At 37.8% G+C, this 25025-nt stretch carries 22 protein-coding genes and 5 pseudogenes; 9 read left to right on the top strand and 18 right to left on the bottom strand.

The window, feature by feature from the left end; all coding sequences use genetic code 11:
* Positions 1-27: 27 nt before the first annotated feature.
* The 3 genes and pseudogenes from RGF10_RS07115 to RGF10_RS07105 form a co-directional block, all read right to left on the bottom strand.
* Positions 28-2137: pseudogene (locus tag RGF10_RS07115) on the bottom strand (peptidoglycan D,D-transpeptidase FtsI family protein).
* A gap of 174 nt (positions 2138-2311) precedes the next feature.
* The gene (locus RGF10_RS07110) at positions 2312-3523 is read right to left on the bottom strand and encodes an MFS transporter (protein ID WP_318508401.1); all 1212 of its coding nucleotides are present in this window, start codon (positions 3521-3523) and stop codon (positions 2312-2314) included.
* A 131-nt stretch (positions 3524-3654) separates the two neighbouring features.
* On the bottom strand, positions 3655-4263 hold the full coding sequence (locus tag RGF10_RS07105; RefSeq protein ID WP_318508400.1) for a superoxide dismutase: 609 nt from the start codon (positions 4261-4263) through the stop codon (positions 3655-3657).
* A 355-nt stretch (positions 4264-4618) separates the two neighbouring features.
* Here RGF10_RS07105 and RGF10_RS07100 point away from each other — a divergent pair, with 355 nt between their 5' ends.
* Positions 4619-5314 carry a Crp/Fnr family transcriptional regulator gene (locus RGF10_RS07100; RefSeq protein ID WP_318508399.1) on the top strand — a complete coding sequence of 232 codons (696 nt, stop codon included), beginning with the start codon at positions 4619-4621 and terminating at the stop codon, positions 5312-5314.
* Positions 5315-5398: 84 nt separating this feature from the next.
* On the opposite strand, the gene RGF10_RS07095 is transcribed toward RGF10_RS07100, so the two are convergent.
* Entirely contained in the window at positions 5399-5881 is a 483-nt protein-coding gene (locus RGF10_RS07095) for a DUF456 domain-containing protein (protein WP_318508398.1), read from the bottom strand.
* Positions 5882-6103: 222 nt separating this feature from the next.
* On the opposite strand from RGF10_RS07095, the gene RGF10_RS07090 reads away from it, so the two are divergent.
* The 3 genes and pseudogenes from RGF10_RS07090 to ispG all read left to right on the top strand — a co-directional run bounded on the left by RGF10_RS07090 (position 6104) and on the right by ispG (position 8569).
* Positions 6104-6880, top strand: a complete 777-nt coding sequence (locus tag RGF10_RS07090) for a DUF1189 domain-containing protein (RefSeq protein ID WP_318508397.1) — start codon at positions 6104-6106, stop codon at positions 6878-6880.
* Positions 6881-6975: 95 nt separating this feature from the next.
* On the top strand, positions 6976-7311 hold the full coding sequence (locus tag RGF10_RS07085; RefSeq protein ID WP_318508396.1) for a LysM peptidoglycan-binding domain-containing protein: 336 nt from the start codon (positions 6976-6978) through the stop codon (positions 7309-7311).
* 147 nt (positions 7312-7458) lie between these two features.
* Positions 7459-8569: pseudogene (gene ispG, locus RGF10_RS07080) on the top strand (flavodoxin-dependent (E)-4-hydroxy-3-methylbut-2-enyl-diphosphate synthase).
* 74 nt (positions 8570-8643) lie between these two features.
* On the opposite strand, the gene RGF10_RS07075 reads toward ispG, so the two are convergent.
* A complete protein-coding gene (locus RGF10_RS07075; RefSeq protein ID WP_318508395.1) occupies positions 8644-9033 on the bottom strand; it encodes a DUF4190 domain-containing protein in 390 nt (129 codons plus the stop codon).
* Between the two features lie 208 nt (positions 9034-9241).
* Between RGF10_RS07075 and RGF10_RS07070 the strand changes: the two genes are divergently transcribed.
* On the top strand, positions 9242-9814 hold the full coding sequence (locus tag RGF10_RS07070) for a hypothetical protein (RefSeq protein ID WP_318508394.1): 573 nt from the start codon (positions 9242-9244) through the stop codon (positions 9812-9814).
* 70 nt (positions 9815-9884) lie between these two features.
* Here the strand turns inward: RGF10_RS07070 and RGF10_RS07065 are convergent, their stop codons facing one another.
* From RGF10_RS07065 to RGF10_RS07055, 3 genes and pseudogenes are all read right to left on the bottom strand, one after another.
* Positions 9885-10295, bottom strand: coding sequence for a Fur family transcriptional regulator (locus RGF10_RS07065; RefSeq protein ID WP_318508393.1), 411 nt, complete (start codon positions 10293-10295; stop codon positions 9885-9887).
* A gap of 15 nt (positions 10296-10310) precedes the next feature.
* Positions 10311-11155 (bottom strand): annotated as a pseudogene (locus RGF10_RS07060) (metal ABC transporter permease).
* Positions 11152-11937 carry a metal ABC transporter ATP-binding protein gene (locus RGF10_RS07055; protein WP_318508392.1) on the bottom strand — a complete coding sequence of 262 codons (786 nt, stop codon included), beginning with the start codon at positions 11935-11937 and terminating at the stop codon, positions 11152-11154. Before RGF10_RS07055 ends, RGF10_RS07060 begins: the two are co-directional and overlap by 4 nt.
* 164 nt (positions 11938-12101) lie before the next feature.
* Here RGF10_RS07055 and RGF10_RS07050 point away from each other — a divergent pair, with 164 nt between their 5' ends.
* Positions 12102-12365, top strand: coding sequence for a DUF2624 domain-containing protein (locus RGF10_RS07050; RefSeq protein ID WP_318508391.1), 264 nt, complete (start codon positions 12102-12104; stop codon positions 12363-12365).
* A 144-nt stretch (positions 12366-12509) separates the two neighbouring features.
* On the opposite strand, the pseudogene RGF10_RS07045 reads toward RGF10_RS07050, so the two are convergent.
* A pseudogene (locus tag RGF10_RS07045) lies at positions 12510-13407 on the bottom strand (deoxyribonuclease IV).
* 28 nt (positions 13408-13435) lie between these two features.
* Positions 13436-14752 carry a DEAD/DEAH box helicase gene (locus RGF10_RS07040; protein WP_318508390.1) on the bottom strand — a complete coding sequence of 439 codons (1317 nt, stop codon included), beginning with the start codon at positions 14750-14752 and terminating at the stop codon, positions 13436-13438.
* Positions 14753-14950: 198 nt separating this feature from the next.
* On the opposite strand from RGF10_RS07040, the gene RGF10_RS07035 reads away from it, so the two are divergent.
* The 3 genes from RGF10_RS07035 to RGF10_RS07025 all read left to right on the top strand — a co-directional run bounded on the left by RGF10_RS07035 (position 14951) and on the right by RGF10_RS07025 (position 16806).
* Positions 14951-15235 carry a hypothetical protein gene (locus RGF10_RS07035; protein WP_318508388.1) on the top strand — a complete coding sequence of 95 codons (285 nt, stop codon included), beginning with the start codon at positions 14951-14953 and terminating at the stop codon, positions 15233-15235.
* Complete coding sequence (vrrA, locus tag RGF10_RS07030) at positions 15187-15633, top strand: VrrA/YqfQ family protein (protein ID WP_318508387.1); 447 nt, start codon at positions 15187-15189, stop codon at positions 15631-15633. Before RGF10_RS07035 ends, vrrA begins: the two co-directional genes overlap by 49 nt.
* A 234-nt stretch (positions 15634-15867) precedes the next feature.
* Positions 15868-16806 (top strand): 4-hydroxy-3-methylbut-2-enyl diphosphate reductase, encoded by a 939-nt coding sequence (locus tag RGF10_RS07025; protein WP_318508385.1) that lies wholly within the window; start codon positions 15868-15870, stop codon positions 16804-16806.
* A gap of 55 nt (positions 16807-16861) precedes the next feature.
* On the opposite strand, the gene RGF10_RS07020 is transcribed toward RGF10_RS07025, so the two are convergent.
* From RGF10_RS07020 to RGF10_RS06985, 8 genes and pseudogenes are all read right to left on the bottom strand, one after another.
* Entirely contained in the window at positions 16862-17977 is a 1116-nt protein-coding gene (locus RGF10_RS07020; RefSeq protein ID WP_318508383.1) for a Nif3-like dinuclear metal center hexameric protein, read from the bottom strand.
* Complete coding sequence (locus tag RGF10_RS07015; protein ID WP_318508381.1) at positions 17964-18686, bottom strand: tRNA (adenine(22)-N(1))-methyltransferase; 723 nt, start codon at positions 18684-18686, stop codon at positions 17964-17966. The genes RGF10_RS07020 and RGF10_RS07015 overlap by 14 nt, the downstream gene beginning before the upstream one ends.
* Positions 18687-18776: 90 nt before the next feature.
* Positions 18777-19139, bottom strand: coding sequence for a cytochrome c550 (gene cccA / locus RGF10_RS07010; RefSeq protein ID WP_318508379.1), 363 nt, complete (start codon positions 19137-19139; stop codon positions 18777-18779).
* 482 nt (positions 19140-19621) lie between these two features.
* Positions 19622-20749, bottom strand: coding sequence for an RNA polymerase sigma factor RpoD (gene rpoD, locus RGF10_RS07005; RefSeq protein WP_318508378.1), 1128 nt, complete (start codon positions 20747-20749; stop codon positions 19622-19624).
* 45 nt (positions 20750-20794) lie between these two features.
* A pseudogene (gene dnaG / locus RGF10_RS07000) lies at positions 20795-22596 on the bottom strand (DNA primase).
* 47 nt (positions 22597-22643) lie between these two features.
* Positions 22644-23096, bottom strand: coding sequence for a YaiI/YqxD family protein (locus tag RGF10_RS06995; protein ID WP_318509354.1), 453 nt, complete (start codon positions 23094-23096; stop codon positions 22644-22646).
* A gap of 353 nt (positions 23097-23449) precedes the next feature.
* Positions 23450-24268, bottom strand: a complete 819-nt coding sequence (locus RGF10_RS06990; protein WP_318508376.1) for a pyruvate, water dikinase regulatory protein — start codon at positions 24266-24268, stop codon at positions 23450-23452.
* A 28-nt stretch (positions 24269-24296) separates the two neighbouring features.
* Complete coding sequence (locus RGF10_RS06985) at positions 24297-24929, bottom strand: transcriptional regulator CcpN (protein WP_318508375.1); 633 nt, start codon at positions 24927-24929, stop codon at positions 24297-24299.
* Between the last annotated feature and the right edge of the window lie 96 nt (positions 24930-25025).

The raw sequence follows: 25025 nt of genomic DNA, 5'->3' as shown, positions 1-25025 counted from the left end.
CTCATTAAAGACAGTTCCACTTTTTCCCTATTGCTGTACAGTTTGACCTTGATCAGCAGCATTTTCATTTGTATTACTATTCGGTGTACCATTTTGTTGTGCTTGGTTTTGTCGTGCTGCTTTTAGTTCGAAAAATTTATCCATAACTTGACTACCAATTAATAGATTGGTTCTGGTATCAGTTGCACTAGGAGTGTACGCCCAAGGCACTAGCACCGCCATCGAAACCTCTGGACTTTCGTAAGGCGCATACCCAACTAAGCTTAAATTCATCACTTCAGGTGGTTCTTTTCCATATTTTTTTCGATCTGGCCCATCATAAAACGCTTGAGCGGTTCCTGTTTTACCAGCTGGATTATATGGTTTACTACCAAAAAATCTGGTTGCGGTCCCTTGAGACCCTGACATAACCAGGCGGAACCCTGATTGTACACGTTTCACCCATTCTTCCTTCATATCAACTCGGTTTAATATCGTTGGAGTAATCGATTGGGTAATCGGTCCAATTTCATTTTTATCCAAAACAGGCTCACGAATTTCCTTCACGATATGTGGCTGAACGCGATAGCCATTATTAGCAATCGTTGAAACATATTGAGCGAGCTGCATTGCGGAATAGGTATCATACTGCCCTATGGCTAAGTCAAGTAAGAAACCTGGCTTCTTATCTGCACCTTTAAATCCTGCCGTTTCATTCGGCAAATCAATTCCAGTTCTTACCCCTAATCCAAATTGACTGAATGAATCCCGAATCGTATCAAAAGCTGCTGGATCGAGAGACAATGGCCCATTTGGCACATAACGTCCTTTCCCAATCGCAATCGCAGTCATAAACATATACACATTCGAGGAACGTTCCAATGCTTTTAAATCAGTTATTCTTCCCATTGTCGTCCACGATTTTTTTACTGGTGTTCCTTTAATTTTTAAAGGAGTATCTACCCAAGAAGAGTTTGGTGATATTGCACCTTGTTGATATCCTGTTAAAACTGTTGCACCTTTAACAGCAGATCCCACATTGTAAGATGTAGTAAAGGTTCCAAGTGCATCATCCTGTAATTCAGTCTGACCTGTTTCTGAATTTTTGACAAGCCGTTTCCCAGCCATTGTTAGAATTTCTCCAGTATTAGGGTCCATTAACACGACATACGCACGGTCAAGAAATCCTGTTCCCGCCATTTTCTTTGTAGCCAATAGATTCGTTTCAATAATTTGTTCGACTGAACGCTGAAGCTCCATGTCAATTGATAAGACAAGATCCTTCCCTCTTTGACCTTCTGTTACCATTTCCGTACTTAATACATTCCCGGCTTTTATCTGTTTTATTTTTAACTTTTGCTTTTTGACCTGTTAGAACGTCTTCATATTGCATTTCGAGATAGCTTTTCCCAACACGATCATTACGATTATAATCTCTCGATAAGTAATATTCTAATTGCTCTGAAGGCAAACCTTCATCTGAAGATGTAACATTTCCCAAAACAGACTTTAATGTGTTTTCGAAAGCATAATTACGCTTCCAATCGGTTGTCGTATCAACTCCTGGCAAGGATTCAAGGTTTTCACTAACGGCTGCAAATTCTTCTGGAGTAACACCTTCATTTTTAATGATTTGTGGTGTAAGCGCATAGCCACTATTAAATTCTCTAAAAATCGCCAATACTTCCAACTCATCGTTCGTAAAGCTGTTAATCTCCTTATCCGTAATACGTTCTAACTGAAGCTTATAAATATCCTTGTCATCTAGCTTTTCAGCTTCAAACTTGTCCCATTCTTTTTTAGAAATTTTCTTCTTGGCAAGGGTTGGATGCTTCATAATCCAAAAATCCTTCTTATCACGTTCTTGGATCTTTGATGTATCCTTTTCAATAAGTTTTGCTAGTTTTTCGGCAGTCTCCAACATTTCCTTTGAATCAGTGCCCTGATATTTCGTGTACGTAATTGCGTTTAGTGGGATATTATCGACAATTACATTTCCACTACGATCATACATTTTCCCACGCGGCACAGGATTATTGACGGTTACATCTTCAGTTCGCTCGATTTCCCTCTTAAAATCATCACCATATACAATTTGGACAACCCCAAGCCGCAGGATCAGAGCTGAAAACAATAGAAACACAGCAAAAAACAACATGTTTAAGCGAAAAGGGACATGTGTTTTTTTCTTTTTTGATTTATTCACGCATTCCACACTTCCTTTTATATAGAAACCTAACTGATCATTTTATTAGTCTAGATTCCATTTTAAAAGAAAAGATCGAATTTATCTATCCTCATATCTCGATTCCCTCTATTTATTTTTAGGTTATTATGGAAATGTTAGGTGAATTTTTCTAATAAAGAAATATATAAGGGTATGACCCGTGCCAACAATCAATAATAAAATCGGGATACTCTTCTGTTCATCAAACATCGTTACCGCAATTAAGAACAAAATAATCGATACAAATCGTCCTAAATTCAAGAAAATCTCGCGGACGACAATATATTCAATTCTCATTTCCGCTGCATTCCAACCTCTACCAATTACATCATAGGTCATTGACATATAAGGAACGAGCAACAGCGGATACGCAATCGCAATAGTCGCTGCGTACATCAATAGCTTTGTATATGTAATGTCAAAAACAATCAAAAAGATAGCCCCATAGAGGATACATCCCCCTAAGAGAATGGCTTTCTTCCGATGCTGTTTTTTAATCATCTTCGATACAAAAAAGTAAGCAATAAAAGAAACACCTGAATTAATGAGCCCGAAGGTCCCTAATGAAAGCTCGCTTCCTGTAGATAAGAATACAAAAACCGAAATAATAAAGACGAATGTTCCCTCGCGAAAGCCTTGAAAAAAATGTGCGTTTGTAATCATCCGCCAGTTGAAATCATGGTTTCTTTCCTTCAAAATTCGTTGAAACCAATATTTACCGTGTGCTGGGCGTCTTTTGAGAAAAAAGCTTAAGAAAACAGCTAATGAGAATAAACCGAGTGAAAGCCCAAACACAATCGTGTAACCAGTAAAATTTTCCAAACGCGAAATAATATACCCCGCTGCTATCGGACCGATGATCCCTCCAATGGAAGTGAGCACACCCAATAACCCATTAAAAAAATCCCTTGTATCCGGTTCCGTAATTTCAAACGTAAGAACATTATAGGCAAGCCAATAAAAGCCGTACCCCATTCCAAGCAATGCTCCTAGAAGGATTAAATATTTTGATGCATTTGATCCAGCAAACAAAACCGCCATATAAAAAAGAGCTAAAAAGGACACACCAATTCTTAACACAATCACTCGATCTATTTTCTTTGCCCATCTTCCTGCCAAAATAAAGGTGATCGGCTGGAGAACGACGACCGAGAGATTATACAAGCCTAAATCAGAAAATTCTCCAGACTGTTTCCATAAATAAATATTGACGAAGGTATTCGAAAGCGCGGTACTAATGGAATATAATCCACCAATAAGCAATAAAAATTTAAAGTCTTTCGTCAGTGTTACATCACCTAAAAATCTCTTTAACATAAAAAAACTCCCCTTCAATTAAGGGTAGTTTTTTACAAACACTAATGAGTTATTCAACAAAAAGTAGTTTTGAATCTCAATAACAGCAAAAATGGTAGACCCTTAGGATCTACCATTTCTTATTTGAGATATTATTTTGCTGCGCTATAACGTTTTGCTACTTCATCCCAATTTACAACATTCCAAAATGCACCGATATAATCTGGACGGCGATTTTGGTAGTGTAAATAGTAAGCATGCTCCCATACATCTAAACCAAGGATTGGCGTTTTGCCTTCCATTAATGGAGAATCTTGGTTAGCTGTGCTAGACACTTCTAATTCACCGTTGCTAACTGAAAGCCAAGCCCAACCAGAACCAAAACGAGTTGTTGCAGCTTTAGTGAATTCAGCCTTGAAGTTTTCTAAGCTTCCAAACTTTGAATTGATTGCATCCGCTAATTCACCCGCTGGCGCACCACCGCCATTTGGAGAAAGAAGCTGCCAGAATAAAGAATGGTTAGCATGTCCGCCACCATTATTACGAACTGCAGTACGAATTGCTTCCGGTACGGCATCAAGATTTGCGATCACTTCTTCAACTGATTTGCTTAGAAGCTCTTCGTTTCCTTCTAATGCGTTATTTAAGTTCGTCACATATGTGTTGTGGTGTTTTGTGTGATGGATGTTCATTGTTTCTTTGTCAATGTGTGGTTCTAATGCATCATAAGCATAAGGTAATTGCGGTAATTCAAAAGCCATTATAAAAATCCTCCTTATGTAACAATTAAAATTACTCTCAAAATATTCCCAATGGATTATCAAATAAGAATATTTCTAAAGCATTACATTTACAATTTACCAAAGTTGGAAACTTCAATCAAATATAATGCTCATTAACCTCAAATATCTTCTCCCTTCTTTATGCAATGTATACGCAACCATTCTTAATGTTTCGGAAATTTGTCATGAATTCATAACCCCTTGATTTGACTATGATTTTTATCGCTTATGGTAAAAATCACAGTCAGTATATTCCAAATACTTCCAAACCATTATTGACATGATGTTTACTTTTCTTTTAAATCAATATGAAGGCATTCATCGAGGTGATTATATGATTAAAACAAGTTATAGTTTATATCAAGTTATGATTAGAAATTTTAGTAATAAAGAAACCGTTCAAAAAGTTAAAGCTGGCACCATGCTGTTCCAGGAAAAAGATTCTGTCCAACATGTATATATCATGTTAAAGGGAATCATTGCGGTTGGAAGAGTTCATTTTAAGGGAAAAGAATTTATTTTAAAAATTTTAAACGGAGAAGAGTTATTGGTTGAGTACCAAGTATTTGATTCTGCACCACGTTATCACTATAGTGCAAAAACGATTACCGACTGTGAAATGCTCATGATCAAAAAAGATGAATTTGAAAAATTCCTTGAAGAAAATGTGTATGCGCTTCAAGCCTTTGGTCATTGGATGAGCATGAAGTATTTAAAAGCCCAAATGAAATGCCAAGACCTTATTATGAATGGTAAAAAAGGCGGACTTTACTCGATCCTAATTCGACTCTGCAATTCTTATGGGGTTATGACAGATGAAGGGATTCTTATTGACCTTCCATTAACACATCAGGAATTAGCCAATTTAACATACGGAACTCGTGAAGTGATTCAAAGATTGCTGAAAGAGCTAAGAGAAAATGATATTCTCGTTTACCGTCAACAAAAATTTATTGTCAAGGATATTTCCTATCTAAAAAATCATGTTGATTGTCAAAACTGCCCTTACGAGATTTGCGGTGTGAACTAAATAGTAAATCTGAGGGGTCAAAGTGATTAGTTAGACTGGATGAAAAAAGACGAGATTGTGCCCACTGTTTGGGTACAATCTCTTTTACATTACAAGTAAGAAAAAATACAATATCATTACCACTTGAATAATTCCTTTTGTAATGACTGAACTAACAAAGCCAACAACCGAGCCAAATCCAATCTTAACAGCTTCTTTTAAACCTGTTTTATGAACCAGTAATTCAGCAATGATTGCACCTAAAAAAGGGCCAATCAGTATCCCTAATGCTGGAATCACAAATGGACCAATTAATAAGCCGATTGTACTTCCCCATATTCCCGCCTTTGAGCCCCCAAATTTTTTAACGCTGACTAGATTTGCAAAATAATCCGCTCCAAACAACAGCACAATAAACAAGCCTTGAATGAGCCAAAAGAACCAACCAAAATGGTCAAAGGAGAAGGAAAAGCCATAAATGATGAAACCTGCCAAAATAAATAACACGCTTGGAATGATCGGATAAATCAAGCCGATAAAGGCAATGACAAATAAAGCCGTTATGACACACCAAAACAGTATATCCACTAAATCTCCCCTTTATAAAAATTGTACTTTCCCTATTTTACCACCGTTTGTTATTGGAGAAAAAGGTTCAATCCTGTAGGCCAGTTTATTATCATTCTTCCCTGTATGTTTGCTTGAAAAAAAACCGTTATCGCTCGATAAAGTGAAACTTCCATCTGTAGGGGGTTTTACTGCCCGTTAATCTGCGATAAAATAAAGTGAATTTGAAAGAGGTGTGATACGATGAATATCTTTAAACAATTAGTAAAAAGTATTTATTCTCCTAAGGATATATCCATATTTCGATTTCAAGGTATTGGAAAAACAATATTATATGTTTTCCTCCTTACCTTAATTTCCATTATTCCTTCTATGTATTTTTTAAGCACCGCCATTACTGAAGGGGTTCATTCAGCTAAGGAAACCGTTGCGAGCAAATTGCCTGACTTCGAGATAAATAACGGAAAGCTAGAATCTGACTCAAATAAGCCCTTAACCATTACAGAAAATGGCTTTGTGATGGTGTTCGATTCAAGTGGCGAAGCAAAAGCAAGTGACCTTGATCAAGTTGAAAATGGTGTGGCATTACTAAAGAATGAAATGGTGTTTGTTGCAAACGGTGATACGCAATCCTATTCCTACTCGATGCTGGAGGATTTAACCTTAAACAAAAAAGATCTTGTAAACTTAATTGATAGTATTGATTCATCACTAGTGATTTTCCTTCCTATCTTAATTCTAGCCAACTACATATTGTCGTTGGGTGTGAAATTTATTGAGATTTCTATCCTTGCTGCGCTCGGGTTAATTATTAAAAACATCACATTGAGAAAATTAAATTATGGGCAGCTTTGGAGAATGTCTGCCTATAGCGTCACCTTAACCACTATCTTCTTTACGGTCATGGCAGCACTAAAGACCTCTGTTCCTGGAGACTTTTTACTCAATTGGATGGTTTCCTACTTCGTGTTATTTCTAGCTGTAAAAGAAATACCACAAGCAAAAAAATCAGATAGTTAAAGCGTCGATATCGGCGCTTTTTTTATTTTCCTGTTCTATTTTTCCAATCGTATGAATAAACATGGACAAACTTCCATTATGGTGAGGTGTCCTAATTGAAACGGTTAACTGTTGCATTAATCACAGTACTCGTCCTATACGTCATCTACTACGATCTTACCGAAGGCTCGATTGTCATACCTGAAGAAAGATTGGAAGAACAAGCTCTTCCAGTATCGAGCACTTCAACTAATAGCATTCCTTTTTCCGAACATGTCGTAAAGCCGGGTGACACCGTAATATCAATTGTCGAAAAAAAATCAGACAACCCTCTGCCTGTTTCAATTTCAAAGGTCATTTCCGACTTCCAGAAGCTTAATGATGGGACAAATCCAGTCGACATTCAAATAGGCAATCAATATAAATTTCCAACATACGAAAAGCAGGATTAATTTTTCGTTCTACTATCCCACACCCGTGAAATATCGGAAGTCACGGCAAGAATCTTGTCAACAGCAAGCATTCATTGATACAATAACTAAGTGAACTTTACTGAATGTACTCTTACTGCATTCTATAATTAAAGGAGCGAACCACCATTGAGTGAAATAATACATCGTACCAAAACTCGTCCAATCAAGGTTGGAAACTTAACAATTGGCGGGAATAATGAGCTTGTCATTCAAAGTATGACAACAACCAAAACCCATGACGTTGATGCAACTGTTGCCGAAATTTTGCGCCTTGAAGAAGCTGGGTGCCAAATTGTCCGAGTGGCATGCCCTGATGAAAGAGCCGCTAATGCTATTGCCGAGATTAAGAAACGAATCAATATCCCATTAGTAGTCGATATTCATTTTGATTACAAATTGGCATTAAAGGCGATTGAAGGCGGAGCGGATAAAATTCGAATCAATCCAGGAAACATCGGCAAACGCGAAAAGGTTGAAGCCGTTGTTAAAGCTGCTAAAGAACGCGGCATTCCAATTCGAATTGGTGTAAATGCCGGGTCATTAGAAAAGAGAATCTTAGATAAATACGGGTATCCAACTGCCGATGGCATGGTCGAAAGCGCCCTCCATCATATTAAAATCCTTGAGGATTTAGATTTTCATGATATCATCGTTTCGATGAAAGCTTCGGATGTACCGCTTGCGATTGAAGCATATGAAAAAGCAGCACAAGCTTTTGATTACCCGCTTCACTTAGGTATTACCGAATCAGGAACTTTATTTGCGGGTACCGTAAAAAGCGCTGCAGGTTTAGGTGCCATATTAAGCAAGGGAATCGGTAATACATTGAGAATTTCATTAAGTGCCGATCCAGTCGAAGAGGTAAAGGTTGCTCGTGAGCTTTTAAAGGTATTTGGTCTATCCTCCAATGCCGCAACTCTAATTTCTTGCCCTACATGTGGGAGGATTGAAATCGACCTCATAAGTATTGCAAATGAAGTCGAAGAATATATCCAGAAAATCAAAGCACCGATAAAAGTTGCCGTACTTGGCTGTGCCGTTAATGGTCCTGGCGAAGCAAGAGAAGCTGATATTGGTATTGCCTGGAGCAAGAGGGGAAGGCCTGCTCTTCCGCAAAGGAAAAATTGTTCGCAAAGTTCCAGAAACCGTTATGGTCGAAGAATTAAAAAAAGAAATTGATCAAGTAGCAGCTGAGTATTTTGCAAAAAAGGAAGCTGAATTAGCGGCGAAAGAATAACTTTCCACCGCTTGAATAGAAAAACGCCTGGCATTTGTGCCAAGCGTTTTTTAATGCTCCACAATGAAGAAATTTTAAAAGAATGGGAGTATAAACATACCGACAATGATGGAAATGGCCCCTATGCCAATCGCCCAGTTGCCTAAACTGTTTGCTCCCCTTCGACGTGCAACAAACCCTAAAATAATCCCAGCGGCACCAAAGAGAATGGGTAAAACAAACAACGAAATGATTGATAAGGCTAAGGCAGCAAAGCCAACACCTTTACCTTCCGTTGCTGTTTTGTCACGATTGTTTAAATCAGTGTCTCTTCTTGATAAGGTATTCCCTGTAAATGAAACGGGTGCTGCAATTTCTGCTGAGGTTTCTTCAATATAATTAGGTGCAGGTAGACGATGCTGAATATCAACAGTTTTGTCTTCTTGTAACCCACTTGTAGAAGTTCTGTAAAGTTCTTCTGCCATATTGATTTATCCCTCGCTTTCATTAATGGAGCACTATTATTGTTAACGAAACACACCCATTTCACTATGTTAATGTTTAACTGTTTTTGTAGGATTTATGTTATTTTAAAAAAGGCTTGGTAAATTAGAATGTTGATTTCCGCTCCAATCAACATTGAGCTAATACCAACAATGAGCTTCTATAAAGCCTAATAAAAGGAGATTCAGCATGAGAAAGCGTTTTGGAATTGATATTGACGGTACCGTAACATGTCCAACTGCTTTATTGCCTTACTTAAATGATTCATTCAAGCTAAATTTAACGCTGAATGATATTACACAATATGATTTGACACCCTTTGTCAACGTATCAGGCGAAGAATTAGCCAAATGGTTTTTGGAAACAGAGCCTGAGATTTATGCAAATTCTCCGCTTGCACAAGGTGCAAAAGAAATCCTTACTCGTTGGGAAGAAAGTCATGAATTATATTTTATAAGTGCACGAAATACTCATTTATTAAATATCACGAAAAATTGGTTTATCGATAAAGGCTTAAAATTTGATCATATCGAGTTAATTGGTTCACATGATAAAATAAAAGCGGCCAAAAATTACCAAGTAGACTTATTTTTCGAGGATAAACATGATAATGCAGTGATGATTCATGAAGAATGTAATATTCCAGTGATTTTGTTTGATACCCCATATAATCGTGATCCCATTCTGGATGGAGTCATCCGCGTGAACCATTGGAATGAAGCCTATGCATGGGTTGAAAACTGGTTAAAAAGATCCGTTTAGATAACACAAACAAAAAAAGCACATGACCTTTTCAATCGCAAAAAGTCATGTGCTTTTTTTATACAACCAATTAAATGCAATCCGGACAGCGTCCATATATTTCAAACTTATGACCAGATACGTCATATTCCTTTAAATCTTCCATTAAACCGACCATTGGGCAGGCAGCAATTTCTTTCGTTTTACCGCAAACCATACAAATAAAGTGATGATGATGGTGATCATGTGAACAAGATAGTCGAAAATGTTTTTCTCCAGATAATTCCGTCATTTCAAATATACCTAAATCCACAAACAAAGATAAATTACGATAAATCGTATCAAAGCTCAAGCCTGGATATTGATCCTTCATATGATCAAGTACATCTTTTGCGGTTAAATATTTATTGTGGTCTGCAAATAACTGCAGCATTTCTTGTCTTTTACCTGTATGCTTAAACCCTTGATTCTTTAATATATCTAGAGCATCTGTAACATTCATCTTTTTCACCCCAAATTATACAGGTCGCAAATTGGTTAATTTTTTTATCATAATCGTTAAAATTAAAATCACAACAGCGATCACAACAATCGTTCCACCTGGCGCTAAATCTAAATAATAAGAGCTAATCAGTCCACCGAGCACTGATGTCTCGCCGAATAGTACCGAAAAAATAATCGTTTGCTTGAATCCTTTTGCAATTCGAATACTGGCCGCAACCTGGTAAGGTCATCAATGAGGATACAAGCAGAATTCCAACGATTCTCATTGATGCAGCAATCACTAACGCCACCATCACGATAAAAATGAAGTGGACACTCTTTGCTGCGATTCCTGATGCTTTTGCGTATTCTTCATCAAACGAAAGTAAAAATAATTCTTTGTAAAGAAAATACACAACAGCAACCACACAGATACTGATAAACAGAATCGTCCATAGGTCCGTGCGACTAACAGCACTGACACTCCCAAACAAATAACTGTATAAGTCTGTATTAAACCCATCCGCTAATGAAATAAAAATGACTCCAAGACCGATTCCTCCTGGACAAAATAATCGGAATCGCTAGTTCCTGATAGTGTTTATAAACACTTCGCAATTTTTCGATGAAAATGGAGCCGGTAACTGAAAAAACAATCCCCAAATATAATGGATTTAAGTTTACAAACATTGCGAACTGCTTTTGCAATAAAAGACTCGCTGCAATCCCAGCTAATGTAACATGACTTAAAGCATCAGCAATAAGGGACAGACGTCTTACGACGATAAAAACTCCGAGTAGCGGTGCAATTATACCGATAATAATCCCTGTAAGAAAAGCATTTTGGAGAAATTCATATTGTAGTATCCCTGATATCATCTATTCGTTCCCCCAGCATGCAAGTGATTATGCGTTAAGACCTGAATATCATGACCATAAAATTCCGTCATCTCACCTAACTTAAGCTCCTCAAATTCATGTGTTTCTCCATGAAAGTGAAGATGATTATTCAAGCAGGCAACATGGGTTACCTTATCTGAAATGGTTCCAATATCATGTGTTACCAACAACAACGTGATACCGTGATTTTTATTTAATTCATGAAGTAACTCATAAAAGGAAGCAACGTTTTTTGCATCGACGCCTACTGTCGGTTCATCGAGTATCAATAACTCAGGTTCACTGACTAACGCTCTTGCGATAAAGACTCGCTGTTGCTGTCCACCAGATAATTCCCCAATATTTTGGTGTAAGTAGGCTTCCATTCCAACTAGTTGGATGGCTTTCTCGACATGTAGACGATCCGCTTTCGTTAATTTACGAAATAAACCAAGTTTTTTTGTGAGACCGCTGGCTACGACCTCAAATATAGTTGCTGGAAATCCTGTGTTAAAAGAATTAGCCTTTTGTGAAACATATCCTATTTTTTGCCAATCTTTAAATCGGGCGATATCCTGCCCAAAGAGTTGAATTGATCCAAACTGAGGCTTTAGTAAACCTAAAATCTGCTTTAAAAGCGTTGATTTACCGGATCCATTCGGACCAACAATACCTAGGAAATCCCCTTTATGGATTGACAAATTAATGTCCTCAAGGACATTTTCTTTTTCATAGCGATAGGAAACATGTTCTAATTGTACAATGGTTTCTTGTTGATTCATTTTTATCACCCTATATCAGAATCATTCCGATTTAACTTGTTGTAGTATACAATACCGTATCAGCCTTGTAAACCATTTTATCTTGGAAGTACTTTTATTTTTACATTGCATCGATTTTTAGGCACGGTTATCACCTTTTCCTCATAGGTTAGTATGAAGGAGTGATGATAAAGGTGAAAATTTTTGAAAACATTATTAACTATAAGTTAAAGACAATTACTCGTGATGAATTATTAAAGTACGCCAATCAATTTAATATGAAACTTTCGAAAACGGAAGCAGATAACATTGCAAAATACTTAAGAAGTTCTAGCTTAAATATGTTTAAAGATAACGAACGAGCGCAAATGATAAAAGATATTGCGCGGATTGCTAGTCCTGACACAGCAAGAGAAATAAACAAGCTGTTTACTACCTTTATGAAATAGTTTTTTTAAACATGTCTGTTGATTTCCGTTCCAGGTGCTCCAATCAACAGAGTGCTCAAAAAACAACAATTTTCTTTAACATAGCCTCAAAAATAAATAAGAAAAAGCTGTGAATTGATCTCACAGCTTTTTTCTTGTCTTGCATTATCCTTGAAGCATGATTTCATCTAATAAGTTTTGATTGAATTCTTTGCTTTTTAGCATGGCGATTTCATGTTTATACGGTGCTTTTTTATTATTTTTATCATCACCAACAAATGGTGTTTCGAGGATTTTAGGAATATCCATTAGCTGTGGATGATGGACAATGTAGCTCAGTGCCTCAAAGCCAATTTTCCCAAAGCCGATATTTTCATGGCGGTCTTTGGCCATTCCACGCTCATTTTTACTATCATTTATATGAAGCACCTTTAAGCGGTCAAGGCCAATAATTTTATCAAATTCATTTAGCACTCCATCAAAATCTTCTACAAGGTTATACCCCGCATCATGTGTATGGCAAGTATCGAAGCAAACGGATAGTCGGTCACTATAGTTTACTCCATCGAAAATCATGGCCAACTCCTCAAAATTCTTGCCGCATTCCGAACCTTTACCAGCCATTGTTTCAAGTGCAATTTGCAGCTTTTCGTGTCCGGTCAACACTTCATTTAGTCCTTCAACAATTTTTTTGATCCCAAGCTCAGTACCTGGCGCCAACATGAGCACCTGGGTGAAGAACAATTTGTTTTGCACCAATCGCTTCCGTACGCTCTATTTCTGTGCGCAAAAAGTTTACTCCCAATTCAAAGGTAGCGGGATTAGTCGTATTGCCAATATTGATGATATATGGAGCATGGACAATAATTTCACTAATTCCATTTAGCTCCATATGACGTTGGCCTTCTTCAATATTTAAGTCTTCGATTTTTTTCCGTCTCGTATTTTGCGGAGCGCCTGTATAAATCATAAATGTATTGGCACCATAAGAAACGGCCTCTGCACTTGCCGCTAATAGCATATTTTTCCCGCTCATCGAAACATGTGAACCTATTTTCAACATTATAGCTCGTCTCTCCCTCAATCTATATTTATTTTTTTCCGCGATTAACTCGTCGTTGGCGTTTTTCGATTTTTTCTACTTCTGCCTTCATTCTTTTTTTATAGCCAGGTTTCACTTTATTCGGCTTGCGGACAAAGGTTTTTGCTTTTTCTTTAATTTCATCACTTTGTTTTTGGCGATTTTTCCGCTTATTCCGCTCACCAATTGTGACCCATTCACCCTTTTGAATATCCACGTTTTTGAGAACAATACCTATCTTTTCGAGTTTATTTAAGGCGTCATCATCTGAAAGATCATAAATAGTCAGGGCAACACCAGAATGCCCTGCACGTGCTGTTCTTCCGACACGGTGTACATAAAAGTCAAGGTCCTCTGGTAGTTCATAATTAATGACGTGACTAACACCTGAAATATCGATTCCACGTGCTGCTAGGTCAGTTGCCACAAGGTATTGGAACTCTAGGTCCTTAACCTGCTTCATTACTTTTTTACGCTCCCGAGGAGTCAAGTCCCCATGGATTCTTCCAACCTTTAAGCCTTTTTGGATCAGGGCATCCGCTACTTCATCCGCTGTTTTTTTCGTATTTGTAAAAACGATCGCCATATATGGATTCAATAGTTTTAATGCTTCATACGTCAGAGTAACCTTATTACGATGACGAGATGGAATGATTAAATGCTCTATATTTTCAGCAGCAATATGCTTCGGTGCAATTTGCACAAATTTTGGATTCTCCATGTATTTCTTTAGGAACGGCTTCAGCTTTTCAGGAATCGTGGCAGAAAATACAAACATTTTCAGGCGTTCCGCCATTCGCGAAGCGATCATATCAACATCTTCAATGAATCCCATATCCAGTACTAAGTCCGCTTCATCCACAACAAGAGTATCAGCTGTATAAACAACTAATGCTTGGTCTTTAATAAGATCATTTATTCTTCCTGGTGTTCCTACAACAATTTGTGGTTGAACCTTTAATTTATCAATCGTTCTTTGCTTATCCGTCCCACCCATAAACACCCGTGCGGTGATTTCTTCATCAGGATGGCAATGTGAGGTTATTTTTACAATTTCACGGTAAATTTGATCTGCTAACTCACGTGTTGGAGCTGTAATCACAGCTTGTACTTCTTTTTTTGCAGGATTAATTTTTTGTAATATCGGTAAGATATAAGAATGGGTTTTTCCAGTCCCAGTTTGAGACTGGCCGATCGTGCTTTCTTCCTTTAATATTAACGGAATGATTCTTTCTTGAATTTCAGTGGGCTCTTGAAAGCCTAATTTCTGTATTGCATCTATTATGAACGGTTTAAATTCATATCGATCAAATTTTGATTTTTTCATTTTTTTACTCCTTCGCTTAAACATCCATCATGTTATTATAATAAAGTTTAGAATAAAACTCCACTTTTCTATTAATTATGCAAAATTGACTCTAATCAGATCTACCTAATTATGAATATCCCTCATTTTAAACCTAACCAAAATCGGTTTACCGCATACAGTAAAGAAGAGAGAGTATGCTTGAAAGGGGGTTTATTCATGCCGCAAAGACAACAAATGCCATTTAACTGGGGCAATCAACGCAGTCAAATGGGGCCGTATCAACGTCAAATGTATCATCCGACAATGATGAATCGACAAATGGGGCCGATGGGTTCCATGCGCCAAATGAGACAAATGGGATCGATGGGCTTTTCGCAAAACAGGTCCGGTGGCGGACTACTTGCGAAATTATTAGGAAGAACAAATCCATCTATGGGTGGAGGAGTTCCGGGTTGTTCTCTTCACCAGGTACTGCAGCTGCTTCGGGTGGATCTTTTTTAAAGAATTTAACAAATCCGACTGCCATTTCAGGTTTCTTAAATAACACACAACAGGTTCTAAGTGCCTTTCAACAAATTACCCCACTCGTATCACAATACGGGCCAATCATCAAGAATATCCCGACGATGTGGAAGCTTTACCGTGGATTAAAGGATGCAACTGAGGAAACAAATTCAGAGCAAACGGAAATGGAATCGATTGAGCTTGAGGAGGAAAGCGTTGAAAAAGAAGAAGTACTAACAACGGAAAGAAGAAGTAGTTTCTTAACAGGGGAAGAGCAAACCAAAAGAAGAAAACAGTCAAAAAATCAAAATCACCGCAGTGTAACGGTTAATTCTAATGATGAAGATACAGAAAGTGATGAAGATGACTGGGATAAACCTGGAAGAACAGCCTAGAGTTCATCATTTTCAAGAGCGTCGTTCTTTTCCGAGAATTTATATTTGAATTTTTTGATAATTAATATGTAACGATACATTAAGCTACTCAAAGTTGGTAAATACGATGGGTAGCTTCTTGTTTTAATAAAAATCAAATTTGACAAAATGCGTCTTTTGAATTCTGTTTCCAAGTCCTTTATAATAAATACATAAAAAAGATACATTCCGTAATTTTTAGGGGGAACTAAATTAATGAAGGTCATCAAAATCTCACCACGTGGTTATTGCTACGGTGTTGTCGATGCAATGGTCGTTGCACGTAATGCTGCTTTAGATAAATCTTTGCCCCGACCTATTTATATACTGGGAATGATTGTCCACAACAAACATGTTACCGATGCCTTTGAAGAAGAAGGAATCATTACATTAGATGGGAAAAATCGACTCGAAATTCTCGAACAGGTTGATAAAGGCACCGTCATCTTTACTGCACATGGTATTTCACCAGAAGTTAGAGAGCTAGCAAAGCAAAAGGGATTGGTTACCATTGATGCTACTTGCCCTGATGTTACAAAAACCCATTCACTTATTTTAGAGAAGGAAAAAGAAGGATTCCATATCATTTATATAGGCAAAAAGGGCCATCCTGAGCCTGAAGGAGCCGTGGGGGTCGCCCCACATGTGGTGCATTTGGTCGAGACTGAAGCGGATGTTGAAGCACTCGAGATTAATGCTGACAAAATTATTGTCACGAATCAAACAACGATGAGCCAATGGGATGTTAAACACATTATGGATAAGGTCAAGGAAAAATATCCTCATGTCGAAATTCACAATGAAATTTGTATGGCAACACAGGTGCGTCAAGAAGCTGTTGCCCAACAAGCAGGCGATGCAGATGTATTAATTGTTGTTGGGGATCCTAAGAGCAATAATTCGAACCGATTAGCCCAGGTTTCTGAGGAAATTGCTGGAACGAAATCGTACAGAATAGCTGACATTACAGAGTTAGATATTAATTGGATTAAGGACGCAAAGTCCGTCGCGGTTACCTCTGGTGCATCAACACCAACACCGATTACAAAGGAAGTTATTACGTTTATTGAGCAATTCGATCCAACGGATGAAAACACATGGGCAAAGGAAAAGAAGGTTCCGTTGAACAAGATTTTGCCAAAAATAAAAAAGTAGTTTTACGATACAAGAGGCTGCCACTAAGGCAGCCTCTTGTTTGTAATAATAAACCTTATAAAAACTGAAATGGATCAGTGCTTAGTTCAGAAGGAAAAATATGAACACTGTAGCCTTTTTCGGTACACTTTTTCGTTAAAATATTGGTTACTCCCTGCTTCATAACCATTTCGACATGGTGACCAGGATCAATGATGTTTAAGCCAGCAAGCATTGCATCATGAGCCACATGATAGTATAAATCTCCAGTTACATATACATCTGCCCCTTTGAATTTAGCTTGACTCCAATACTTATTTCCGTCTCCCCCTAGCACGGCTACCTTCTTTACTTTTGACTGCAAATCACCGACAACACGAACCCCACTTAGTCCAAATACTTGCTTCACGTGGTTAGCAAAATCTTTTAACGTCATTTCTTCAATCGATCCCACTCTTCCGAGACCAAGCTCAGGGCCCTTGTTAGCTAATGGAAAAATGTCGTAAGCCACTTCTTCATAAGGATGAGCCTTTAACATCGCGGAAAGAACGCGCTTCTCAAGTGAAGCCGGAAAAATAGTTTCAATCCGGCCTTCTTGAACGGATTCTAATTCACCGCTATGGCCGATAAATGGGTTTGTATTTTCACCAGGTAAAAAATTCCCTGTTCCCTCACTAGTAAACGAGCAATAGCTATAGTTGCCAATTGCACCAGCACCAGCACTGCCAAGCGCATTTTTTACTTGTTCGCTCTGTTTTTTCGGTACATAAACCACTAATTTTTTTAGTTTTTCTTCATATGTAGGTGCTAAAAGTTCTATATTTTGTAGCCCCAGTGCCTCTGCAAGTAAATCATTTACGCCTCCTGGTGCTACGTCTAGATTTGTATGGGCAGCATATACAGCAATATCATGCTTTATCAATTTCTCAAACATTCTACCTTGAGGAGTATCCGTTACTAACTTTTGTAAAGGTCGAAAAATCGGCGGATGATGAGCAATAATTAAGTCAACATTTTTATCAATTGCTTCGTCGACCACATTCTCCAGAACATCTAAGGTAACCATCACATTTTGAATTGGCTTATTTAAACGTCCTATTTGTAAACCTACTTTATCTCCTTCCATCGCATAACCTTTTGGAGAAAATTGTTCAAACAGTTCTATGATTTGATGTCCATTAACTTTTTTCATTGCTCTGGATTGCCTCCTCCACCATCTTTATTTTATGAAGCAGCTCTTTCTTTTTTTGATCATTTTGAAGATTATCGTCAGCTAACTCCAGCTGTGCAACGATTCTATGCCAATTGGCCATTTCTCCAAGCCATTTTAGCCTAAATGCTTCATTTTGGGCTTTCACTAAATATGGCCCCATAAGTAAACCTGCGTCCACTTGGCTATCATACGGCGCCATAGGATTGCCCTGTTCAGCCACAAGCACCTCGTATATTTTCCCATCCTCTGCCATAATTTCTTCAGCAACAAGCTTCCAGCCATTTTCGATCAGCCAAACTCTAATGGCCTTAGCCCCAACATTTGGCTGAAGAATCAACCGTTTAATTGACACCAATTTATCTTTACCACGCTCTAAAATAGAGGCGATCAATGTACCACCCATCCCACAAATCGTAATACAATCTACATCTCCTGGATTTATAACTTCGAGGCCATTCCCCATCCGAACAGATATTTTCGCTTGTAGTCCTTCTGCTTTTACCTGTTTTAATGCGGATTGAAAAGGACCTTCTACGACTTCACCAGCAACAGCAAAAGGCACGATTCCTTTGTGAACAACATGACAGGGAAGATAGGCATGATCAGAGCCTATATCCCCAATCCTAAATCCATCGGGTATATGTTTTACTACGGTTTGCAAACGTAGTGATAATGTTTCTGTATTCATTGGTTGTTCCCACCATTCATTTAAACTTTAGTTTTATGCTCTCCTTAGTATAAAAAAAGTCCCTTGCATATGCAAAGGACTTTCTCAAACCTATTTAAGCTTAGCTAGCCATTTGGCCATATCTTCAGCTTTGTCTTCTGGAACAAGTCCAGGAGGCATATTACCTCTACCTTTTGTCACAACCTGAACGATTTGATCCTGTGACAATCTGTCGCCAACACCTTTTAACTTAGGACCTACACCCCCATTATAATCGGCCCCATGACAACCTACACAGCTTTTCTGGTAGATATCTTCTGGATTGGCAGCAGCTTGTTCTGTCTTTTCTCCGCCACCTTTTGCTTCTTTTGCTAGTTCTTCCGCGTCCCCTAACCCTTTGAATGAAAGTAAAAACATTAGGCCAATACCGAAAACCATAATGACCACGAACGGGATGATCGGATTACGATTCATAAAAAATTACCTCCTATGTAATAACGATCAAGAAATAAGTATTACAAACAATTATTATTTTACTTGAAAATTCAAAATTGTAAAAGCCCTAAAGTAAACTTTATCACAATAATTGACAAATAAATTAAAAATAATCTGATTAATTCAGCAATCTTCGATATTGAATACGCTTTCATAAGAAGGTATAATAAAATTAATTATTATTTAAAAATTCAAAAAACTTAAATTTCTTTGTTCACTTTCTTCACAAACCCATTTGCAAACAAAAAGTTAATTCAGTAAAATAGTGAAAAAAGCGAAAGCGGCTCGCTCAGCCCCGACAAGCACAAGACGAGCCGACCTAAAGGTGCTTTTTACCTTTTGGGCGGATTGGCTTGTGACCTCGAGGGGCTAGCCGCTGCAGCTAGATTATGAAAAAAGCGAAAGCGGCTTCTCAGAAAAAATAGCTTACTCCAAGTCAGGAGTAAACTATTTCAAGTAATCTATTCAAGAAAATCCTTAAGTCGCTTGCTTCGGCTTGGATGTCTAAGCTTACGAAGTGCTTTTGCTTCAATTTGTCTGATCCGTTCACGTGTTACACCAAAGACCTTCCCAACCTCTTCAAGAGTTCGGGTTCGTCCATCATCTAACCCAAAGCGTAGACGAAGAACGTTTTCTTCACGATCAGTTAACGTATCTAATACATCTTCAAGCTGTTCTTTTAGCAGCTCATATGCAGCATGCTCAGATGGGGATGTAGCATCCTGGTCTTCAATGAAATCACCTAGATGGGAATCATCTTCTTCACCAATTGGCGTTTCTAAAGATACAGGCTCTTGAGCAATTTTAAGTATTTCACGGACCTTATCAGGTGTTAAATCCATATCCTCTGCAATTTCTTCAGGTGTTGGTTCGCGACCAAGGTCTTGAAGTAATTGTCTTTGTACACGGATTAATTTATTAATCGTTTCAACCATATGAACCGGGATACGAATGGTTCTCGCTTGGTCAGCTATCGCACGGGTAATTGCCTGACGAATCCACCAGGTTGCATACGTACTAAATTTAAATCCTTTACGGTAATCGAACTTTTCAACAGCCTTAATTAGCCCCATATTACCTTCTTGGATTAAATCAAGGAAAAGCATACCACGTCCAACATAACGTTTAGCAATACTTACTACTAGGCGCAAGTTGGCCTCTGCAAGACGTCTTTTTGCTTCTTCATCGCCATCTTCAATCCGAGTTGCAAGATTGATTTCTTCTTCAGCAGATAAAAGATCCACCCGACCAATTTCTTTTAAGTACATACGAACTGGATCGTTTATTTTCACACCTGGAGGTACACTAAGGTCGTTTAAATCGAACTCTTCTTCGTCCTCTTTAGACAAGTCAGGAAGACTTGGATCTTCATCTTCACTATCTCCGACTAATTCTATTCCTTGGTCACCTAAGAATTCGTAAAACTCATCCATTTGATGAGAATCCAATTCGAATTGTGCCAACTTTTCAGCTATATCATCGTAATTTAGGACACCAATCTTTTTGCCAGTTTCAGTTAACTGGTCCTTCATCTGATCTAGGGTCATATCTGAGTCGACCTCTTTTGAACGGGCTGGTTTTTCAGCCATATGTCCCCCTCCTTCCAAAAATCAAAAATCTAACAAATAAATGATCTATAGCGACTTACGCAATTGGATTATTTCCATAGCGATAGCGGCTGCCTTAAGAATATCATTTTGACGCTCAGCTTCTGCTCTTTCCGCCTCTTTTTCCCTTATCATTAACATTTTTTGATAATTCAACACCTGCTTAATATAATCAGATAATTCCTTTTCAGATAATTCATCATGAATTAGCATCATTTCGATATCTGTAACAATTCTACGGAGCCGATCATCTTTTAAAAAATTAATAAACATACTTGAATTTGCTGGATGACCTTCTTCGTAAAATCCTAATAAATAAGTAAAAATGGCTTGGTGTTCATCAATGTTAAATGTGTTTGTTTTGAGGAGCCCTTGGACTTTAAAGGCGACCTCGCTGCTTTTAAGCATATGAGCAATTAAATGCCTTTCAGCATTATGAAAAGCTGGCTTTAATTGGTCTTTTGGTTTATTTATAACCACTGGCTGTTGAGCTGTTTTTGGCTTTTTCGCTTCTGGTTCTCGAGTTCCCTTTCTGTCTTCCTGAAGTTGTTGTATTAATGCATCTAGAGAAAGCGAAAATTCCGTAGCGATTTGTCGCAAATAAAGATCTCGTTCTACAGCCTTTTCCAGTTTGCTAATTTCCTTTAATACTTCTTCGATATAAAGGAGTCTTCTCCTTCATGCTGAAGATTTTTTCCACGTCGGAAATAAAGAAGTTTAAAGGCCATAAAAGTGATACTTGCCCCTATTACATCTTTGGAGAATTTTTCCTCACCATATTTTTTAATGTAGTCATCAGGGTCGAGTCCATCCGGCATTAATGAAACTAATACATTGCTCCCGGCATTAGCTAGCATGGTCCCTGCTCGAAATGCTGCTTCAATACCTGCATTGTCGGAATCATAGCAAATCGTCACTGTTTGGCTATTCCGACGCAACATATCAATATGATCATCAGTTAAAGAAGTACCCATCGTGGCAACGCCGTTAACTACCCCGGAACGATCAGCCGCAATGACATCTGCAAAGCCTTCAAAAAGAACGGCATGCTGATGTTTTCGTATTTGAGATCTTGCTAAATGATAATTATATAAAGTTTTACTTTTATTAAAGATTGCTGTTTCGGGACTATTCAGATATTTGGGGTCCTCGCCCCCTAGAGATCTCCCTGAAAAAGCAATCGTATTTCCATTTCGGTCAAGAATAGGAAACATAATTCGATTTCGAAACCGGTCAAAAGTAGCTCCATCTCGCTCCCTTTTTACTATTAACCCCGACTGTTCTAACAGTTCCATTGAAAAACCTTTTTTGGTCAATAGCTTTACTGTATAATCCCATGAAGGAAGTGAGTAGCCGATTTGAAATTTTTCAATTGATTCCTTTGTAAAGCCTCTCCCCAATAAATATTCGAGAGCATCTTGACCATCCTTTGTGTTTACTAACAAATGATGGTAGAATTTACGTAATAAGTCATGTGCTTCCAACATTTGTTGGAATTCCTTAGGAACAGATTTCGCTTGAGTATTCGTTTGGATATCAAGGTCAATCTTGGCCTTAGCAGCTAACTTTGCCGCAGCTTCCACAAAGGTTAAACCATCTTTTTCCATTAAAAAAGAAAATACATTGCCACCTGCACCACAACCAAAGCAATGGAAAATTTGCTTATCAGGTGATACAGAAAAAGAAGGACTGTTTTCACCGTGGAATGGACATAAGCCAAAATAGTTTCGTCCTTGTTTCTTCAGTTGAATATATTCACCAATGACATCGACAATATCCACTGACTGACGAATTTGATTAATTTTTTCTTCGGCAATTAGTTCTGCCATGAAAACAACTCCATCACAAAAGTGAAAATGGACAAAAAACAACAAGATTATTTTTCATATTTCGACAAAAGAGCTGTCAACGTATTGATAAACTTGAGCCGATCTTCTCTGGAAAACGGTTTTGGACCTTTTCCATAGTTCCCTTGACGGCGAGCCTTTGCTGAAAGAAATCTCAAATCTAGTGCAGTATCCATATCCTCTTCTTTATACAGCATTCCTTTTGGTGAGAGAACATTTACATTTTTCGGCAACAGCATCGAAGCTAAGCCGATATCCTGTGTTACCACAATGTCTCCCGCACTCACATGATTTTGAATGTAAAGGTCAGCTGCCTCCTTTTCATTGTCAACATAAACCCATCGTTCCTCTGGTGGATGTGTAGACATATGTGCATAGGATGCAACAAACACAACCTCAATCATGGAATCCTTACCAATTTGGACTATTTCTAGCTTCACAGGACACGAGTCCGCATCGACAAAAATAGTCTGTTTGTTAATTTTATTACTAAATATTCTACATCACTCCACATATTCCTTCTTTTAGTCCTAACTTTTCAATAGAGAAACATGTCGATTTTTTTCAGAGGGGTTCCCTTGACATCTCACAATAAATAGTTTATTCGTTCACAATCAAGTCTAAACCTATTTCTGATTATTTTTATCACAATTTTTTATTATAGTATATTAGGTTCCGTTTTTCTATAACTTTTCAAAAAATAATTCGGATTAAAACCTTTTCAATTAAAGAATTTTGATAATCGACACATTTTCTAGAATAACTAAATCTAATAGTATTTTTCCACTAAAAAGGACCGACACTTCCTTATTGTCAGTCCTTAAATATTCTCCATTTATGCCCCATGTACCTTCTTCTGATACAGATTCAAAATGACATTTGCTGTTTCTTCAACTGCTTTGTTTGTCACATCAATTACAGGACAGCCAATTTTTGAAACAACCTTTTCAAAAAAAGCTAGCTCTTCTTTAATCCGTTCAATGTTTGCGTAGCTTGCTTGATCATTTAAACCAAGCGAAAGTAACCGCTCTCTCCTAATTTGATTAAGCTTATCTGGGCTTATTTTTAAGGCATAGCATTTGTTAGGAGCAGACAAAAATAGTTCTTCAGGTGGATCGACCTCAGGAACAATTGGAACGTTCGCTACCTTTAGGCGTTTATGTGCTAAATATTGAGAAAGTGGTGTTTTTGACGTACGCGACACCCCTAATAACACGATATCTGCTTTAATAATACCACGCGGATCGCGTCCATCATCATATTTAACTGCAAACTCGATTGCTTCGACTTTTTTAAAATAATCTTCATCCAGCTTTCTAACAAGGCCTGGTTCATTCAACGGAGTTTTTCCACATAGGTTCTCAATTTGATCCATTAACGGACCGATTAAATCGCAAGCTGGAATTCCTTCCTTTTGCGATAACTCTCTCATATAATTCCGCATTTCAGGTTTAACTAATGTATAAGCAATCATGCCTCGGTCAAGCTTAACTAAGGATAACACTTCATCTATATGAGCAAGATCTTCAACATAAGGGAATCGTTTAATAGCCACACTCGTCCCATTGAACTGGCTAATTGCTGCTTTTGTAACTAGCTCGGCCGTTTCACCGACCGAATCGGATACGACATATACTATTGGTAGCCTATTCATTCCTTTATACCATCTCCTAGGGTTTGACTTATTCACCAGAAGCAAGTGCGACAAAGGCTTTTGTGACATTTGTTTTCGTCACGCGCCCGATCACTTCGAAACCTTTTTCAGTTTCCTTTACAACAGGTAAAGCATCAATTTGTTTTTCTATTAATTTCACCGCGATATCAATTAATAAATCATCTCTTTGACATACCGTTATATTTGGCATTCTCGTCATAATAATATTCACAGGTAAAGCTGCAAGTTCCTGTTTTCCAAGACTTGCCCTGAGCAAGTCCTTTCTTGATAGAACCCCTACTAAAATCGAATGTTGATCCACTACAAAAAGAGTTCCTACATCCTCTAAAAACATCGTCACAATTGCATCGTATACAGAGACACTTTCATTTATAACGACGGGAATTGATTGATAATCCTTCACATATATATTTTTTAGATTTTCGGTAAGCAGCTGGACACCAGATTTACCAGTGTAAAAATAACCTACCCGTGGCCTAGCATCTAAATAACCTGCCATGGTCAAAATGGCTAAATCAGGTCTTAGTGTAGCACGTGTTAAATTTAGCCGATCTGCAATATTTTCACCTGTTATCGGCCCATTCTCTTTTACAATCTGGAGTATTTGCTCTTGACGATTATTCAGTTCGATTGTCCTCACCACCCTGTAATTAAACCATAAATATATACCTACAATGATATCAGGTTATACTAATGTAAATTATTATATACTAATTTTCTTGCAAGAGAAGGGTAG

The organism is Bacillus sp. T3, assembly GCF_033449965.1.
Classification (GTDB): domain Bacteria; phylum Bacillota; class Bacilli; order Bacillales; family Cytobacillaceae; genus Bacillus_BU.
Note: the sequence above shows the minus strand (reverse complement) of the source record. Positions and strands in the feature narration are given on the sequence as shown.

Excerpts from the sequence above, each read along its gene's own strand:
- RGF10_RS07055 (WP_318508392.1), bottom strand. The coding sequence starts at position 11,937 with ATGAATCAACAAGAAACCATTGTACAATTAGAACATGTTTCCTATCGC.
- RGF10_RS07090 (WP_318508397.1), top strand. The coding sequence starts at position 6,104 with ATGAATATCTTTAAACAATTAGTAAAAAGTATTTATTCTCCTAAGGAT.
- RGF10_RS07070 (WP_318508394.1), top strand. The coding sequence starts at position 9,242 with ATGAGAAAGCGTTTTGGAATTGATATTGACGGTACCGTAACATGTCCA.
- cccA (WP_318508379.1), bottom strand. The coding sequence starts at position 19,139 with ATGAATCGTAATCCGATCATCCCGTTCGTGGTCATTATGGTTTTCGGT.
- RGF10_RS07110 (WP_318508401.1), bottom strand. The coding sequence starts at position 3,523 with ATGTTAAAGAGATTTTTAGGTGATGTAACACTGACGAAAGACTTTAAA.
- RGF10_RS07015 (WP_318508381.1), bottom strand. The coding sequence starts at position 18,686 with ATGAATACAGAAACATTATCACTACGTTTGCAAACCGTAGTAAAACAT.
- RGF10_RS07105 (WP_318508400.1), bottom strand. The coding sequence starts at position 4,263 with ATGGCTTTTGAATTACCGCAATTACCTTATGCTTATGATGCATTAGAA.
- RGF10_RS07020 (WP_318508383.1), bottom strand. The coding sequence starts at position 17,977 with ATGAAAAAAGTTAATGGACATCAAATCATAGAACTGTTTGAACAATTT.
- RGF10_RS07035 (WP_318508388.1), top strand. The coding sequence starts at position 14,951 with ATGCCGCAAAGACAACAAATGCCATTTAACTGGGGCAATCAACGCAGT.
- RGF10_RS07040 (WP_318508390.1), bottom strand. The coding sequence starts at position 14,752 with ATGAAAAAATCAAAATTTGATCGATATGAATTTAAACCGTTCATAATA.
- RGF10_RS07075 (WP_318508395.1), bottom strand. The coding sequence starts at position 9,033 with ATGGCAGAAGAACTTTACAGAACTTCTACAAGTGGGTTACAAGAAGAC.
- RGF10_RS06990 (WP_318508376.1), bottom strand. The coding sequence starts at position 24,268 with ATGAATAGGCTACCAATAGTATATGTCGTATCCGATTCGGTCGGTGAA.
- RGF10_RS07065 (WP_318508393.1), bottom strand. The coding sequence starts at position 10,295 with ATGAATGTTACAGATGCTCTAGATATATTAAAGAATCAAGGGTTTAAG.
- RGF10_RS07100 (WP_318508399.1), top strand. The coding sequence starts at position 4,619 with ATGATTAAAACAAGTTATAGTTTATATCAAGTTATGATTAGAAATTTT.
- rpoD (WP_318508378.1), bottom strand. The coding sequence starts at position 20,749 with ATGGCTGAAAAACCAGCCCGTTCAAAAGAGGTCGACTCAGATATGACC.
- RGF10_RS07025 (WP_318508385.1), top strand. The coding sequence starts at position 15,868 with ATGAAGGTCATCAAAATCTCACCACGTGGTTATTGCTACGGTGTTGTC.
- RGF10_RS07050 (WP_318508391.1), top strand. The coding sequence starts at position 12,102 with ATGATAAAGGTGAAAATTTTTGAAAACATTATTAACTATAAGTTAAAG.